This is a genomic window from Salmonella sp. 32010601201800023SM (genome assembly GCF_017572235.1).
Classification (GTDB): Bacteria; Pseudomonadota; Gammaproteobacteria; order Enterobacterales; family Enterobacteriaceae; genus Salmonella; species Salmonella enterica.
Window position 1 is genome coordinate 92,529 of the sequence record NZ_JAGEQS010000007.1, and the last position, 16,353, is coordinate 108,881.

Here is a 16,353-nt window from a genome sequence, read left to right on the forward strand (position 1 = left end):
TTTGAGACTTTATTATGCTAATCAAATTATTAACCAAAGTATTCGGTAGCCGTAACGATCGTACGCTGCGTCGTATGCGTAAGGCCGTCAGCCTTATTAATGCGATGGAACCGGAGATGGAAAAACTCTCCGATGACGAACTGAAAGCGAAAACCAACGAATTTCGCGCCCGTATTGAAAAAGGCGAAAGCGTAGAGAGCCTGATTCCGGAAGCGTTCGCGGTGGTGCGTGAAGCCAGTAAACGCGTCTTTGGGATGCGTCACTTCGACGTTCAGCTATTGGGTGGTATGGTGCTCAACGATCGCTGTATCGCCGAAATGCGTACTGGTGAAGGTAAAACGCTGACCGCAACGCTGCCAGCCTACCTGAACGCGCTGTCCGGCAAAGGCGTTCATGTGGTAACCGTGAACGACTATCTGGCGCAGCGTGACGCCGAAAACAACCGTCCGCTATTCGAATTCCTCGGTATGTCCGTTGGTATCAACCTGCCAGGTATGCCTGCGCCAGCCAAACGTGAAGCTTACGCTGCCGACATCACTTACGGCACTAACAACGAATACGGTTTTGACTACCTGCGCGACAACATGGCGTTCAGCCCGGAAGAGCGCGTGCAGCGTAAACTGCATTATGCGCTGGTGGATGAGGTCGACTCCATCCTGATCGATGAGGCGCGTACGCCGCTGATTATTTCCGGCCCGGCGGAAGATAGCTCGGAAATGTACAAAAAAGTGAACAAAATCATTCCGCACCTGATTCGTCAGGAGAAAGAAGATTCTGACACTTTCCAGGGCGAAGGCCACTTCTCCGTTGATGAGAAAGCGCGCCAGGTTAACCTGACCGAACGCGGTCTGGTGCTGATTGAAGAGCTATTGGTGCAAGAAGGCATTATGGATGAAGGCGAGTCGCTCTACTCGCCTGGCAATATTATGCTGATGCATCACGTTACCGCCGCGCTGCGCGCGCACGCGCTGTTTACCCGTGACGTGGATTACATTGTGAAAGACGGCGAAGTCATCATTGTTGATGAACATACCGGTCGTACCATGCAGGGGCGTCGCTGGTCTGACGGTCTGCACCAGGCGGTAGAAGCGAAAGAAGGCGTTGAAATTCAGAATGAAAACCAGACGCTGGCGTCTATTACCTTCCAGAACTACTTCCGTCTGTATGAAAAGCTGGCCGGTATGACCGGTACGGCGGATACTGAAGCCTTCGAATTTAGCTCTATCTATAAGCTGGACACCGTCGTTGTTCCGACCAACCGTCCGATGATCCGTAAAGATTTGCCGGATCTGGTCTACATGACCGAAGCGGAAAAAATCCAGGCCATTATCGAAGATATTAAAGAACGTACCGCGAACGGTCAGCCAGTGCTGGTCGGGACGATTTCTATCGAGAAATCTGAAGTGGTCTCCAGAGAGCTGACCAAAGCGGGTATCAAACATAACGTACTGAACGCAAAATTCCACGCCAACGAAGCAGGCATCGTTGCGCAGGCTGGTTATCCAGCGGCGGTCACTATCGCTACCAACATGGCGGGTCGTGGTACCGATATTATGCTGGGCGGTAGCTGGCAGGCGGAAGTCGCCGCGCTGGAAGCGCCGACGGAAGAACAGATTGCGCAGATTAAAGCGGACTGGCAGGTACGCCATGACGCGGTTCTGGCTGCCGGCGGTCTGCATATCATTGGCACCGAGCGCCATGAATCCCGCCGTATCGACAACCAGCTTCGTGGCCGTTCCGGTCGCCAGGGCGATCCGGGTTCTTCCCGTTTCTACCTGTCGATGGAAGATGCGCTGATGCGTATTTTCGCCTCCGATCGTGTCTCCGGTATGATGCGTAAACTGGGGATGAAGCCGGGCGAAGCGATTGAGCACCCATGGGTGACGAAAGCTATCGCTAACGCGCAGCGTAAAGTAGAAAGCCGTAACTTCGATATTCGTAAGCAACTGCTGGAATATGATGATGTGGCGAACGATCAGCGCCGTGCAATTTATACCCAGCGTAACGAACTGCTGGATGTGTCTGACGTGAGCGACACCATTAACAGCATTCGCGAAGATGTCTTTAAGGCGACTATCGACGCCTACATTCCGCCGCAGTCGCTGGAAGAGATGTGGGATATCCCGGGTTTGCAGGAACGCCTGAAAAACGACTTCGACCTGGAGATGCCGATTGCCGAATGGCTGGATAAAGAGCCGGAGCTGCATGAGGAGACGCTGCGTGAGCGCATCCTGGCGCAGTCCATCGAGGTGTATCAGCGTAAAGAAGAGGTGGTTGGCGCTGAAATGATGCGTCATTTCGAAAAAGGCGTGATGCTGCAAACGCTCGATTCCCTGTGGAAAGAGCATCTGGCGGCGATGGATTACCTGCGTCAGGGTATTCATCTGCGCGGCTATGCGCAAAAAGATCCGAAGCAGGAATACAAGCGCGAATCCTTCGCTATGTTCGCCGCGATGCTGGAATCGCTGAAATATGAAGTGATCAGTACCCTGAGCAAAGTCCAGGTACGTATGCCTGAAGAGGTCGAAGCGATGGAAATGCAGCGTCGCGAAGAGGCGGAGCGCCTGGCGCAGATGCAGCAGCTAAGCCATCAGGATGACGATGCCGCCGTGGCTGCCGATCTGGCCGCCCAAACCGGCGAACGTAAGATTGGACGTAACGATCCTTGCCCTTGCGGTTCCGGTAAGAAATACAAACAGTGTCACGGTCGCCTGAGCTGATGCGATAAACTTACCGGCCTGATAAGACATAATGTGTTGCCATCAGGTCGGTCGGTGCTGGCATTATTGCCGAAGGGCGCTACGCTTATTCGGCCTGGCATTGAACACAGATAAAAAGGCGCAGGCGACTGCGCCTTTTTTATGGATGCAACAAGATGAAAAAACTGCAAATCGCGGTTGGGATTATCCGCAACCCGAACGACGAAATTTTTATTACCCGACGCGCCGCTGATGCGCATATGGCGAACAAGCTGGAATTTCCCGGCGGAAAAATTGAAGCCGGCGAAACACCAGAGCAGGCGTTGATCCGGGAGCTACAGGAAGAGGTGGGGATTACGCCAACACAGGTGACATTATTCGACACTCTGGAATATCAATTCCCGGATAGACACATTACGCTGTGGTTTTGGCTGGTTGAACGCTGGGAGGGCGAACCGTGGGGGAAAGAAGGGCAGCCGGGACGGTGGATCGCGCAGAACGCGTTGAATACGGACGATTTTCCGCCGGCCAATGAACCGATTATTCGTAAATTACGCCAATTTGCGCCTTAGTGGGGGATCGCAACACGATCCCCATCGATCTTATTAGCGATTTAATGTCGACATAATTTCCGGCCAGTAGCGGGGGCCGGCCGCGGCGTCGTGAGGAAAAACCGCCTCAATTGCCGCCAGCTCCTGCGGGCTTAGGGTCAGTGATAACGCGCCGAGGTTTTCATCCACCCTGGCGCAGTGGCGGGTGCCGGGAATGGGAACGATGTGCCTGTTGCGGGCCAGCAGCCAGGCCAGCGCTAATTGTGCGGGGGTACACTCTTTTTCGCGTGCCATTTGTTTTATTGCTTCAGCCAGACGTAAATTGCGCGAGAAGTTCTCACCCATGAACCTGGGATTTGTGCGACGGAAGTCATTCGCAGCAAAATCTTCTGGCGTTTTAATCGTACCGGTCAGAAATCCGCGTCCCAGCGGGCTGTAAGCGACGAATCCTATACCCAACCGTTCACAGGTGGAAAGTGCTGAAATTTCCGCTTCGCGGGACCAAAGCGAATACTCACTTTGCAGCGCGGTAATAGGGTGAACGTTATGGGCGCGTTCCAGCGTTTGCGTTGATGCTTCGGATAGCCCGAGATAACGCACTTTTCCCTCGCGCACCAGGTCCGCCATTGCACCGACAGTCTCTTCTATGGGAACTGATGGATCAACGCGATGTTGATAGTACAGATCGATATGATCGACCCCCAGGCGTTGCAGGCTTTGCTCACAACTACGGCGAACGTACTCCGGTCTGCCATTGACGCCACGCGCCATAGGGTTAGCAGGGTCGAGAACGATACCAAATTTCGTCGCTAAAAATACCCGATCGCGACGATCGGCGATGGCTCTTCCAACTAACCTTTCATTGGTATAAGGGCCATACATATCTGCGGTATCGAGCAGTGTTACCCCCTGATCTAACGCATAATGTAGCGTCTTAATTGAGGTGCTGTCGTCATGAGCGCCGTAAAATGCGCTCATGCCCATACATCCCAGTCCGATGGCTGACACTCGCGGTCCGTTTGCGCCTAATGTACGATATTGCATACTACCTCCATGAGGATATTTTGTGCATGGCAGGCAGTCTATACCTGGCGTATAAGATGAAAAATAGGGGGAATAAGCATGGTTTATGAAGGCTGGCTTAATAATGCGTCATGATGTGATGTCCATATTGCATGCTTTTTGCATGATTGCTGAAAACCATAGCTTCACGCGGGCAGCGGCGCAGTTACATATTTCTACATCGGCGTTAAGTCAGAATATGCGCCAACTGGAGGATGAACTTGGCGTGAAATTGTTGAACCGAACCACCCGGCGTGTCGGTTTGACAGAAGCAGGACATGCCTTTCTTGCCAGTATCAGGCCCGCATTAAACCATATTGATGAGGCGATGGAACATGCCCGCCAGAGCCGCGATATACCCGGAGGGACATTACGCCTGACCGTACCGCGCACGGCGGCTACGCTTCTGTTACAACCTAATCTCGCCGGTTTCATGCGCGATTATCCCGATATTCGGCTGGATATCGATGTGAATGACGGTTTTGTGGATTTAATTAACGAACGCTTTGATGCCGGTATTCGCTTTGGCGATGCGGTACAACTTGATATGAATGTCGTTCCGCTCGGTGATGTTTTACGCCCGGCGATCGTAGCATCCCCTGCATACCTTGCGCGTTTTGGCACGCCGCTGCATCCGCAGGAACTCATCAATCACCGCTGCCTTTGTCATCGTTTTACGCGTGAGAGCGGGCTATATCGGTGGGAGTTTGTTCATGGAGCGCAACGGCTGGAAATTACGCCGGAAGCCGCGTTAATGGTGAATGATAAAGCGTTGCGTCTCTCCGCCGCGCGTGATGGGGCAGGGCTAACCTATGTTTTTGAACAGGATGTCCACGAAGACTTACAGGATGGGCGGTTGTGTTCCGTACTTGAGGAGTGGCTGCCTGCGGCGGACCGGTTTTATTTGTATTATCCCGGCCGCGCGCATATGGCGCCAAAACTACGCGTATTTATTGATTATTTTTGTCATAAGGCGATATTGCCGTCTCAACAGAGCCATCACCGTTAGCGCTCTTCGCTCCAGTCGTCGCTATCAGACTGGTCGCCGCTGCTGGCGATTCGTTTCTCTTCGGCGGCCCATTCGCCCAAATCAATTAACTGACAGCGTTTAGAACAAAATGGGCGGAAGGGGCTAATTTCCCCCCAGACGACCGGTTTACCGCAGGTCGGACAGTTTACGACGGTCACGTCAGACATTTTTACTCCTTAGCAACAGGCCAGTTCAAAATCAAGACGCTCCGGCACCAGACCATTTTCACTATCCAGCGGCATAAAGCGAATGGCAAAACGGCTCTTATGGCCGGAAATTTGCGGATAAAGTTGTGAATCGAGCGTCAGCATAAGACGCAGCAAATCGGCGTCGTCCCCGTTATCCTGATAAAAACCGTTCAGGCTGGTTTGCTTACGGAAAGGCGCTGAATTACGGATCAGATCAAGCACCAAAGTCAGCGCCTGGGTGAGGGGATTCAGGCTGGCAAGCCAGGTTTCAATCTGGGCGTCGCGCTGCGCCTGTTGTAGGTGCAACCAGATATGCAGAGTAGGTAAATCGAAACTGCAACAGCCGCCAGGAATACTTAAGCGTTGACGCACAAGGGCAATCAAGCGATCTTCGCGTAGCTGCTGGCCAATCCTCGGGGCGGAGATCAGCACGCTGCCCGCCGATTTTAACTGCTGGCGCAGGGCTTCAATACGGTCTTGATCGACGCCGGGAACCTCAACCCAGGCCTGTAATTTACGCTGCTGGCGCTCCAGTTCTTTCAGCAGTTCGGTACGGACTTCGCCCCGTTCGAACACATCCAGTAGATCGCTGATATTACGGAAAAAATGCAGTGCGCCAGCATGGTCTGCAATTGGCAGGTTGATGGAGAGCTGTTGGATCAAAAACTCTATGCGCAGCCACGTACGCATCTTCTCATTGAGAGGGTGTTCAAATAGGACCTGGGTGTGCATTACGGTTTTTCCTGTGAGACAAACTGCGACGCGAGCTTAAGATAACTGGCGTGCAGGCGGGCCACATCTGATGCGATAGCATCCGGTGCGCCGTTATTATCAATAACATCGTCCGCCACGGCAAGGCGCGCTTCACGCGTCGCCTGCGCAGCGAGAATGTGTTCAACATGCTCGCGCGTAACATCATCACGCTGCATTGTGCGTATGAGCTGCGTTTCGGGCGTCACGTCAACCACCAGTACGCGGTTGGCTTTTTGATACAGCCTGTTTTCAACCAGCAGAGGCACAACCCATAACACATAGGGCGACGTAGCCTGTTGAAACTGTCGTTGGGTTTCCTGCTGAATTAAGGGATGAAGCAGAGCGTTAAGCCAGGCTTTTTCTTCCGGATGCGAAAAAATACGCTCACGCAGCGCCCGGCGACGTAACGTGCCGTCGGCGGCGATAAGTTCACAACCAAAATGTTCCGCTATTGCGTTCAGGGCGGGCTGCCCTGGCTCAACCATCTGGCGCGCGATAATATCCGCGTCGATGACGGTTATTCCGAGGTCAGCGAAGGCATCAGCGACGGTACTTTTACCGCTGCCAATACCGCCGGTTAAGGCTACGGTATACCTCATATCTCCAGCTTCCGGAATTTTAGTTTGACAATCAAAAGGTTAAATTTTAAGCATACAAAGACGATACGCTCTGAGCATTAACCTACTATTCGCCAGGTAAATTTATGGGATTGTAACGTAAAAAAAGAGAATTTCGCAGTCTTGTACGGCCATGATTAGTGCGTATGATAGCGTCACTGGAGTTGTGAGTTTCGATTTTTCGCCATTAACCCCAGGAATCCGCACATGCGTATTGAAGAAGATCTGAAGTTAGGTTTCAAAGACGTTCTTATCCGTCCTAAGCGTTCTACCCTCAAAAGCCGTTCCGATGTCGAACTGGAACGTCAATTCACCTTTAAACACTCAGGTCAGACCTGGTCTGGCGTACCGATTATTGCGGCCAATATGGATACCGTCGGGACGTTTGAAATGGCGCAAGCATTGGCCGGGTTTGATATTCTGACTGCTGTACATAAACATTATACCGTTGAAGAGTGGGCAGCTTTTATCAACACGGCTTCGGCTGATGTTCTGAAGCATGTGATGGTTTCCACCGGGACCTCTGATGCTGATTTCGAAAAAACCGTGCAGATTCTGGCGCTGAATCCTGCGCTGAACTTTGTCTGTATTGATGTGGCCAATGGCTATTCAGAACATTTTGTGCAGTTCGTCGCGAAAGCACGTGAAGCATGGCCGACAAAAACAATCTGCGCAGGCAATGTGGTAACGGGCGAGATGTGCGAAGAGCTTATCCTCTCCGGCGCCGATATCGTGAAAGTGGGAATTGGTCCCGGCTCCGTATGCACGACGCGTGTAAAAACTGGCGTTGGTTATCCGCAACTGTCGGCGGTTATCGAATGCGCTGACGCGGCGCATGGCCTGGGCGGCATGATCGTCAGCGATGGCGGCTGCACTATGCCAGGCGACGTAGCAAAAGCCTTCGGCGGCGGCGCGGATTTCGTTATGTTGGGCGGCATGCTGGCGGGGCACGAAGAGAGCGGCGGCAGCGTGGTAGAAGAGAACGGCGAGAAATTTATGCTGTTCTACGGCATGAGTTCGGAATCTGCGATGAACCGTCATGTCGGCGGCGTTGCGAAATACCGCGCGGCAGAAGGTAAAACGGTTAAATTGCCGCTGCGTGGGCCGGTGGGCAATACCGCCCGCGATATCCTGGGCGGCCTACGCTCAGCCTGCACTTATGTCGGCGCGTCTCGCCTGAAAGAGTTGACCAAACGCACCACCTTTATTCGGGTGCAGGAACAAGAAAACCGCATTTTCAATAGCCTCTAATATTCTGGCTGGCGTAAATGTGCGCCAGCCTTATCCCATCCCGCTCATCGCGTCTCCCAGATGAAAAATCGGCAAATACATCGCCACCACCAGCGTACCGATAATTAAGCCGGTGATGATCAATAACGCCGGTTCCAACAGCGACGCCAGATTATCGGCCAGCGCCAGCGTAGTTTCACTGTGGTGACGGGCAAGGTTATGCAGCATGATATCGAGTGAGCCGGACGCTTCGCCCGTTCTGACCAGTTGCAGGCATAGCGGACTAAATTCCTGGGTATTTTTTAGCGCCAACCAGACCGGATTGCCCGCGGCGATCTCCTGATGTACCTGCGTTAAACGCTGTGACCAGTAAGGGCAGCCGAGACTCTCGATAGCGCTTTCCAGTCCCTGAAGAAAAGGAATGCCTGCGCTTTGGGTTAATGCCAGTACGGTGAATATTTGCGCTAGTTTCTGGCCTCTTATCAGGCGACCCATAACGGGAAGCCGTAGCAGAAGACGCTGCCGCTGCGCTTGCCAGGACGGCTTTTGTTTTACCCTGCGGTGAGCGATAGCAACGAGCATCGTCAGGAACAAGATGAGCCAACCCCATGCCGACCCCCATTGCGCTATCGCGATAATACCGCGCGTCAGAAGAGGGAGCGGGGTATTGAAGCTACGGTAAATGGCGGCAAATTCCGGCAGGACAAAGTGCAGCATGGCGAAAACGACCAGGGCGGCCATTGTCAGAATAATGGCGGGATAGCGCAGCGCCTTTTTCACGCTAACCGTAATCTGCCGTTGCGCTTTTTGCTGACGGGCCAGTTCAAAGCAGCAGTCGGCCAGTTTGCCGGTCAGTTCTCCGGTGCGGATCATCGTCTGGTAGAGCGGCGGAAATACCTGCGGCCAGGAGACTAATGCGCTGGAAAAAGGGACGCCCTGTTCAAGCTCGTGAGCCAGCGTGCGCAACAGCGCTTGCCATTGTCGGTGTGGATGCTGTTGCGCAAGGAGTTCCAGCCCTTCAGAAAGCGTCAGTCCGGCATGAATGAGCGTGGCCAACTGATGAATAATTTCAGCGCTTTGCTCTTCTTTCCACAGTGCGGCGTTAACGCCTATGCGCTTGATGCGAAGCGGCATAATGCGCTGATGTTGCAGGGTGATGATCAGCGCCAGACGATTGTCCGCCCATACAACGTCTTGTTCCAGTTGACCTTTATCGTTAACGCCTTGCCAGCGCCAGAGCTGTTTAACGCTCATGGGGCATTCCCAGAACGCGCAGTATCTCTTCAAAGGACGTCATGCCTTGTTCAACGGCGCGACAGCCATTTTCAAAAAGCGTCCCTGTACCGGTCTGTTGGAGGTGGGCTTCCAGTGCTTGCGCCGATGCGCCGCTCGCAATTAACTGACGTAATGCCGGGGTAACGGTTAACACTTCGAATAACGCGGTTCGGCCATAAAAGCCGTGGTAGCAATGCTGACAGCCGCTTGCCTGCCAGCGCGGTAGCGCGCTGGGCCAAAGATTGGGCGATAGCACTACGGGATCGTTCAGGCGCTGTTTGCAGTGCGGGCAAAGCTTCCTTACCAGGCGTTGCGCTACCACCAGCGTAAGCGCCGATGAGATCATCCAGCGTGCTACGCCCATTTGCTGCAAACGTATCAGGGTTTCGCTGGTGGAGTTCGTATGGAGCGTTGAAAGTACCAGATGGCCCGTTTGTGCCGCCTTAATGGCGATTTCTGCGGTGTCGCCGTCACGAATTTCACCTACCATGATGATGTCAGGGTCCTGGCGTAAAAGCGCGCGCAGCACATTTTGAAAGGTGAGCCCGGCGCGGGGATGGATCTGCGTCTGGTTAATCCCATCCAGTGGAATTTCTATCGGATCCTCAACGCTACAGAGGTTGATACCCGGCGTATTCCGGGTTTGTAGCGCGCTGTATAGCGTGACCGTTTTTCCGCTACCGGTGGGGCCAGTCACCAGTACCAGCCCCTGAGGTTGCTGTAGGGCTTGTCTAAAAGCGGTAAGTTGTGCCCCGTACATGCCCAGCGTGTCCAGATCCAGCGTTTGTTCAACCTGATGCAACAACCGTAAGACGACTTTTTCGCCTTCTTTACAGGGAAGCGTGGCGATACGAAAAGAGATGCTGTCGCCCGTCAGGTCAACGGTAAATTGCCCGTCCTGCGGCAGCCGATGTTCAGCGATGTCCAAATTTCCCAGGACTTTCAATCTGGCCGTCAGCGCAAGCCCCGTCTCTTTGGCGATGTCCTGCAGAATGTGAAGAACGCCGTCGATGCGGAGTCTTATTCGGTAGCGGCTGGCGCCGGGTTCGAGATGGATATCAGAGGCGCGTTTCGCCATCGCCGAGCGTAATGTCTGATTGAGAAGCTGGGCCGCGGTTTCTCCACCTTTCGCAGCGTTTGTCGAGGGAGCCTGATCCGGCTTATACCGATGATTTTCCATTTGCTGGCGAGTCCAGCACACAATATCAATCTGTTTTTGCGTGGCGAAATGCAGAGCGTCCAGTAACGCATGAGAGGGCGCGTCGACCACCGCAACAGTGATACTGTTGCTGGCGCTATTGATCAGTACAGCCTGATGACGTTGACACAAGGTGTTGAGCTGAGCGTCTTTCATCTTGTCTCCTTAGTTGGCGTCAAAACGGAAGACATCTTCACAAGCCTGTTGTAACGCGCTGTCGCTTTGAATATTGCAGTTACGCGTCCAGCCGGTAATGCCGTTAGCATTGTCCCAGGCGGGCGTCATGATGACGCTAAGCCCGCTCAGACTCTCCTGGCCGGTAAGCGTGATGACGCCTTTTTCCACGCTCATGCCCGAAACATAACGGGTGATGACGGGCGAGGGGATACCGTTGACGCCCGCATCGCATGTGCTCGTCCCACCATGTTCCAGAGCGCAGAGTTCGACGGCGGTACGGTAGGGGACAAACGTTTGCAACATATCCGTCAGCGCCGCTTTACGCAGATAGTTCTGGTAAGCCGGAATGCCGATGGCGCTTAAAATGGCGATGATGCCAATAACGACCATCAGTTCGATAAGCGTGAAACCGCGTTGTTTTTCCATTGTTCGCTCCTTGAGTTAGCTGGCGCTACTGTGGCAAACGCGGGAAGAGCGGGCGAGCGGCAAAAGGTAAAACGGGAAGGCGGATTCTGAAGATTTTCGCTGCGTTACATGACACGGCAACGTTATTGCGAGGCGCTACGAATATTTTACCGAATAATGACGCGGATCTACGGACAGGTGATTTATAGACCCGACGGCGCAGCGCCATCGGGTGGAGAGGATCAGCAAAAACGCATGGAGAGATCGAGCGCGCGCACGTGCTTGGTCAGCGCGCCAACGGAGATGAAATCCACCCCGGTTTCAGCAAATTCGCGTAAGGTTTCCGCGGTGACGTTGCCGGATACTTCCAGCCGCGCCTGGCCGTTGACGCGTTTCACCGCCTCGCGCATCTGGTCGGTGTTGAAATTATCCAGCATGATAATATCCGCGCCTGCTTTCAGCGCATCGTCCAGTTCATCCAGATTTTCGACCTCGACTTCTACCGGCACGTCCGGATGTAGCCAGAACGCTTTTTCCACCGCCTGACGAACCGAACCGGAGGCGATAATATGGTTTTCTTTAATCAGGAACGCGTCAGTGAGGCCCAGACGATGATTGGCGCCGCCGCCGCATAAAACCGCATATTTGAGCGCGGTGCGCAGACCCGGCAGCGTTTTACGCGTGTCGAGCAACTGGGTTTGGGTGCCAGCCAACAGTCCAACGTAGCGGCGTACTTCACTGGCGACGCCGGAAAGGGTCTGGACAAAGTTTAGCGCCGTGCGCTCGCCGGTCAGCAATACGCGAGCCGGGCCGTTCAGTTCAAACACTGTTTGGTTGGCGTGAATGGCGTCGCCGTCATCGACATGCCAGGTGAGGCGCACATCATCGCCCGCCAGTTGGATGAAGACCTCTTCAACCCAGCGCTTGCCGCAGAAAACGCCGTCTTCACGAGTGATCACCGTGGCATGGGCTTGCGTATCTGCCGGCAAAAGTTGCGCGGTGATATCGTTGCCAGCATCGACTTCTCCACCTAAATCTTCACGCAGCGCCTGAGCAACGGCGGCAGGGATATCGAGATTAATGCGTTCCAGTAGCGCGTCACGTCGGTCGTCTGGGTTATAACGGCGAGGCGGCATGATAAAACTCCAAATTGCTAACGAATCATAAGGTAGAAACATGCTACTCTGAAGCAGCTATAAGCACCACTCAAAAGGAGACTCCGCATGTTGCCAGATAAGGGTTGGTTGGTAGAGGCGCGACGCGTCCCTTCTCCGCATTATGATTGCCGTCCGGATGACGAAAAACCGTCCTTGCTGGTGGTGCATAATATTAGCCTGCCCCCCGGCGAGTTTGGCGGTCCGTGGATCGATGCATTATTCACCGGAACGATAGATCCAGACGCCCATCCTTTTTTTGCAGAAATCGCTCATCTTCGTGTTTCGGCCCATTGTCTGATTCGTCGCGACGGTGAAATCGTCCAGTATGTGCCTTTTGATAAGCGTGCGTGGCATGCGGGCGTATCAAACTATCAGGGGCGGGAACGTTGTAATGATTTCTCCATTGGTATTGAGCTGGAGGGGACGGATACGCTGGCTTATACCGATGCGCAGTATCAGCAGCTAGCCGCCGTGACGCGCACGCTTATCGCTTGCTATCCGGCGATCGCCGACAATATGACCGGACACTGCAACATTGCGCCTGACCGCAAAACGGACCCTGGCCCTGCCTTTGACTGGCCGCGCTTTCGCGCTTTGGTAGCCCTCTCGTCGCACAAGGAGATGACATGACGCTGTTTACGACATTACTGGTGCTGATTGTCGAGCGCCTGTTTAAGCTGGGCGAGCACTGGCAGCTCGATCATCGGCTGGAGGCGCTATTCCGTCGGATTACGCATTTTTCGATGTTGCGCACGATGGGAATGACGGCGATCGCGATGGTGGTGACTTTTCTACTGCTCCAGGCGTTAAAAGGGCTGCTATTTAACGTGCCGACGCTGGTGGTGTGGATTCTCCTGGGCGTGCTGTGTATCGGCGCGGGCAAAGTGCGAGTACATTATCACGCCTGGCTGAAAGCGGCGTCCCGTAACGATCCGCATCCTTGCGAGGCGATGGCCAGCGAGCTTACGCTGATTCACGGCGTGCCGCCGGATTGTAATGAGCGTGAATTTTTGCGTGAGCTGCAAAATGCGTTGTTATGGATAAATTTCCGTTTTTACCTCGCACCGCTATTTTGGTTTATCGTTGGCGGTCCGTGGGGGCCGGTAACGCTGGTGGGCTATGCGTTTTTACGGGCCTGGCAGACCTGGCTGGCGCGCTATCAGACGCCGCACCAACGTTTGCAATCCGGCATTGACGCTATTCTTCATGTGCTGGACTGGATTCCGGTACGTCTGGCGGGCGTAGTGTATGCATTACTGGGGCATGGCGAGAAAGCGTTGCCGGCCTGGTTTGCCTCGCTGGCGGATCTGCATACTTCGCAGTATCAGGTGCTCACACGTCTGGCGCAGTTCTCACTGGCGCGCGAACCGCATACTGACAAAGTAGAAACCCCCAAAGCGGCGGTGTCGATGGCGAAGAAGGCCTCGTTTGTGGTGGTGGTGATTATTGCGTTGCTCACCATTTATGGGGCATTAGTGTAATGTTGTGCCGATGGCGCTAACGCTTATGCGGCCTACAATGGAAAAATCTGTAGGCCCGGTAAGCGTTAGCGCCACCGGGCAGTGCAACGGCTTAGATCGTATCGGCTGGCGGCACGCCAAAATCAGGCATCCCGTTTTCGTCCCAGCGCACCCGTTTCAGACGCGTATGGCGGTTGGGATCGTACAACGGATCGCCTTCAATTTCGGTGTAATTTCTCGCGTGGTACACCAGTACATCTTCACCTTCCGGCGTTTGCGTAAAGCTGTTGTGTCCCGGCCCATACTGGCGATTCTCATAGCTGGTGGTAAAGACCGGGCGCGGTGATTTATGCCAGTTCTGCGGGGTGAGCGGATCGTCGTTTACGTTAATCCACAGTAACCCCATACAGTAGTTTTCATCGGTGGCGCTGGCTGAATAGCTGATAAACAGCTTGTCGCCATGCACCACGACGGCCGGACCTTCGTTAACCCAAAAACCCCGACACTCCCAGTCGCACTCTGGCTTACTGAGTCTTACCGGCTCGCCTTTAATCGTCCACGGATTTTCCAGTTCAGCCAGATAAATATTTGAGTTACCGGCAATATCCGGCGCTTTTTGCGCCCACAGATACCACTGCTTTCCCTGATGATAAAAAGTGGTGGCATCGAGGGCGAAGGTATCAAACGGTGTTTTAATTTGACCTTTCTCCGTCCACTTGCCGGTGAGTGGGTCGGCATCGGCGCACTCCAGGGCAAACATGCGGTGCTGGAACATTCCCAGCTTATCAAGCGCTTGAGTATGGGTAGCGGCAAAATAGATGTACCACTTACCGTTGATGCGGTGCATTTCCGGTGCCCAGATGAGCTGGCTCATAGGGCCGCTTTCCGGTTTACGCCAGACGACAACGGGGTCGGCGGCGCGCAACCCTTCCAGCGAATTAGCCCGGCGGATTTCCAGCCTGTCATATTCCGGTACGGAGGCAATAAAGTAGTAATCGCTGCCGTCGCGTAAAATAAACGGATCGGCACGTTGTTCAATAAACGGGTTTGGCCAGTTTGCCATCAGGCTTTCCTTACGCTTTCAGCGGCGTTGAGGTCCTGCAACTCACTCAATTCGCGGTAATTAGTGCGACGTTTTTCCAAATCGTCCTGGATTTTTTTCATCAGTTCACGGTCAACTTTCAGCAGACGTACCACGCCTGCGGTAATCAGATAGCCAACGCCGGGGATAACGGTAAACAACAGCATAATACCGTTCATCGCCGAGGCGCTTTGCGCTTTGGCGCTGGCGTCATAACCGTACCAGGAGAGCAAAAAGCCGACCATCGCCCCGGCAATCGCCAGGCCCAGTTTCAGGAAGAACAGATTACCGGAGAAGCTAATACCGGTAATGCGTTTGCCGGTTTTCCATTCGCCGTAATCATCGACGTCCGCCATCAGCGACCAGTGCAACGGGGAAGGGATCTGATGCAGAATATTGAGCAGGAAGTAGAGCGCCACTATCATCACGGTAGCTTTCGGATCAAAGAAATAGAACGCGCAGGAGAAAATCGCCAGCGCGATATTGGTCCAGAAAAATACCTTCAATTTACACCAGCGATCGGTTAAGACTTTTGCCAGCATACTGCCGATCATCATACCGACCACGCCAAGGCTAATAAAAAGCGTAGCGAAATGGGTGCTTTGTCCCATCACCCAGGTGACGTAATACATGGTCGCCGCCATACGGATAAACCCCGGGCAGACGTTACATAAGGTCAATAGCAGAATGCGTACCCATTGATCGTTTTTCCACACATCTTTGAAATCATTCTTCATATCATCGTGCGTCGGAACGGCAGGGCGAACGCGTTCGCGGACGCTGGCAAAGCAGAACAGAAACATACCCATGCCGATAATCGCCAGCACGGTCATCGCCAACTGATAGCCTTTGGCTTTGTCGCCGCCGCCAAACCAGTCCACCATCGGCAATAGCGTTAACGATAGCAACAGCGTCGCGATGCCGACTAACACGAAGCGATAAGCCTGACAGGCCACGCGCTCTTTTGGATCGTTGGTGATCACGCCGCCCAGTGAGCAATAGGGAATATTGATGGCGGTGTAGGTCACGGAAAGCAGAAAATAGGTGACGAAAGCATAGACAACTTTGCTGTTATAGCCCCAGTCCGGCGTCGTGAACATCAGCACGCTGAACAGCGCGTAGGGAAATGCAATCCACAGTAGCCAGGGGCGGAAACGACCATATTTACTTTGGGTACGATCGGCAAGCGCGCCCATCACCGGATCGGTAACGGCATCGATAACGCGTACTGAAAGGAGTAAAACACCGACTAACGCCGGGGCAAGACCAAAAATATCCGTATAAAAATAATTAACAAACAGCATGATAGCGCCAAAAATAATGTTACATCCGGCGTCACCCATGCCATACCCGATTTTCTCTCTTACCGAAAGTCTGCCCTTATCCATTGAGACTTCTCCCCATCAGATGATGGCGGTAATTATTCGCCTGCGAGCTTTTTTTTGCGTAGCAGGATCACGCCGCTGATAT

The 16,353-nt window shown here is 53.6% G+C and carries 16 protein-coding genes; 6 read left to right on the top strand and 10 right to left on the bottom strand.

Features of this window, described 5'->3' with window-relative positions:
* The first annotated feature begins 14 nt into the window (after nt 1-14).
* Together secA and mutT are read left to right on the top strand one after the other, a co-directional pair.
* Nucleotides 15-2,720 carry a preprotein translocase subunit SecA gene (secA, locus tag J4617_RS19190; RefSeq protein WP_000905756.1) on the top strand — a complete coding sequence of 902 codons (2,706 nt, stop codon included), beginning with the start codon at nt 15-17 and terminating at the stop codon, nt 2,718-2,720.
* Between the two features lie 155 nt (nt 2,721-2,875).
* Complete coding sequence (gene mutT, locus J4617_RS19195; RefSeq protein ID WP_000736063.1) at nt 2,876-3,271, top strand: 8-oxo-dGTP diphosphatase MutT; 396 nt, start codon at nt 2,876-2,878, stop codon at nt 3,269-3,271.
* Nucleotides 3,272-3,304: 33 nt separating this feature from the next.
* Here the strand turns inward: mutT and J4617_RS19200 are convergent, their stop codons facing one another.
* Nucleotides 3,305-4,294 (bottom strand): aldo/keto reductase, encoded by a 990-nt coding sequence (locus tag J4617_RS19200; protein ID WP_001200034.1) that lies wholly within the window; start codon nt 4,292-4,294, stop codon nt 3,305-3,307.
* A gap of 85 nt (nt 4,295-4,379) precedes the next feature.
* On the opposite strand from J4617_RS19200, the gene J4617_RS19205 reads away from it, so the two are divergent.
* Complete coding sequence (locus J4617_RS19205; RefSeq protein WP_001538994.1) at nt 4,380-5,321, top strand: LysR family transcriptional regulator; 942 nt, start codon at nt 4,380-4,382, stop codon at nt 5,319-5,321.
* Here J4617_RS19205 and yacG read toward each other — a convergent pair.
* Genes yacG through coaE form a run of 3 tightly spaced genes read right to left on the bottom strand, consistent with a single transcriptional unit; the run spans nt 5,318 to nt 6,882 of the window.
* Nucleotides 5,318-5,509 (bottom strand): DNA gyrase inhibitor YacG, encoded by a 192-nt coding sequence (gene yacG, locus J4617_RS19210; RefSeq protein WP_001286419.1) that lies wholly within the window; start codon nt 5,507-5,509, stop codon nt 5,318-5,320. The genes J4617_RS19205 and yacG overlap by 4 nt on opposite strands.
* Before the next feature lie 9 nt (nt 5,510-5,518).
* A complete protein-coding gene (zapD, locus tag J4617_RS19215; RefSeq protein ID WP_000557443.1) occupies nt 5,519-6,262 on the bottom strand; it encodes a cell division protein ZapD in 744 nt (247 codons plus the stop codon).
* Nucleotides 6,262-6,882 carry a dephospho-CoA kinase gene (gene coaE, locus J4617_RS19220; RefSeq protein WP_001622535.1) on the bottom strand — a complete coding sequence of 207 codons (621 nt, stop codon included), beginning with the start codon at nt 6,880-6,882 and terminating at the stop codon, nt 6,262-6,264. The genes zapD and coaE overlap by 1 nt, the downstream gene beginning before the upstream one ends.
* Nucleotides 6,883-7,107: 225 nt before the next feature.
* On the opposite strand from coaE, the gene J4617_RS19225 reads away from it, so the two are divergent.
* Entirely contained in the window at nt 7,108-8,151 is a 1,044-nt protein-coding gene (locus tag J4617_RS19225) for a GMP reductase (RefSeq protein ID WP_001217365.1), read from the top strand.
* A 30-nt stretch (nt 8,152-8,181) separates the two neighbouring features.
* Here the strand turns inward: J4617_RS19225 and hofC are convergent, their stop codons facing one another.
* The 4 genes from hofC to nadC form a co-directional block, all read right to left on the bottom strand.
* On the bottom strand, nt 8,182-9,384 hold the full coding sequence (hofC, locus tag J4617_RS19230; protein ID WP_017465624.1) for a protein transport protein HofC: 1,203 nt from the start codon (nt 9,382-9,384) through the stop codon (nt 8,182-8,184).
* Nucleotides 9,374-10,759 (bottom strand): type II secretion system protein GspE, encoded by a 1,386-nt coding sequence (gspE, locus tag J4617_RS19235; RefSeq protein ID WP_000650615.1) that lies wholly within the window; start codon nt 10,757-10,759, stop codon nt 9,374-9,376. The genes hofC and gspE overlap by 11 nt, the downstream gene beginning before the upstream one ends.
* A 9-nt stretch (nt 10,760-10,768) precedes the next feature.
* Nucleotides 10,769-11,206 (bottom strand): prepilin peptidase-dependent pilin, encoded by a 438-nt coding sequence (gene ppdD / locus J4617_RS19240; RefSeq protein ID WP_000414989.1) that lies wholly within the window; start codon nt 11,204-11,206, stop codon nt 10,769-10,771.
* 221 nt (nt 11,207-11,427) lie between these two features.
* Complete coding sequence (nadC, locus tag J4617_RS19245; protein WP_001135135.1) at nt 11,428-12,321, bottom strand: carboxylating nicotinate-nucleotide diphosphorylase; 894 nt, start codon at nt 12,319-12,321, stop codon at nt 11,428-11,430.
* 87 nt (nt 12,322-12,408) lie between these two features.
* Between nadC and ampD the strand changes: the two genes are divergently transcribed.
* The gene (gene ampD, locus J4617_RS19250; protein ID WP_000936326.1) at nt 12,409-12,972 is read left to right on the top strand and encodes a 1,6-anhydro-N-acetylmuramyl-L-alanine amidase AmpD; all 564 of its coding nucleotides are present in this window, start codon (nt 12,409-12,411) and stop codon (nt 12,970-12,972) included.
* Nucleotides 12,969-13,823, top strand: coding sequence for a beta-lactamase regulator AmpE (gene ampE / locus J4617_RS19255; RefSeq protein WP_000172039.1), 855 nt, complete (start codon nt 12,969-12,971; stop codon nt 13,821-13,823). Before ampD ends, ampE begins: the two co-directional genes overlap by 4 nt.
* Before the next feature lie 91 nt (nt 13,824-13,914).
* Here the strand turns inward: ampE and J4617_RS19260 are convergent, their stop codons facing one another.
* On the bottom strand, nt 13,915-14,865 hold the full coding sequence (locus tag J4617_RS19260; RefSeq protein ID WP_017465625.1) for a family 43 glycosylhydrolase: 951 nt from the start codon (nt 14,863-14,865) through the stop codon (nt 13,915-13,917).
* Nucleotides 14,865-16,271 (bottom strand): MFS transporter, encoded by a 1,407-nt coding sequence (locus J4617_RS19265; RefSeq protein ID WP_000357538.1) that lies wholly within the window; start codon nt 16,269-16,271, stop codon nt 14,865-14,867. Before J4617_RS19265 ends, J4617_RS19260 begins: the two co-directional genes overlap by 1 nt.
* Between the last annotated feature and the right edge of the window lie 82 nt (nt 16,272-16,353).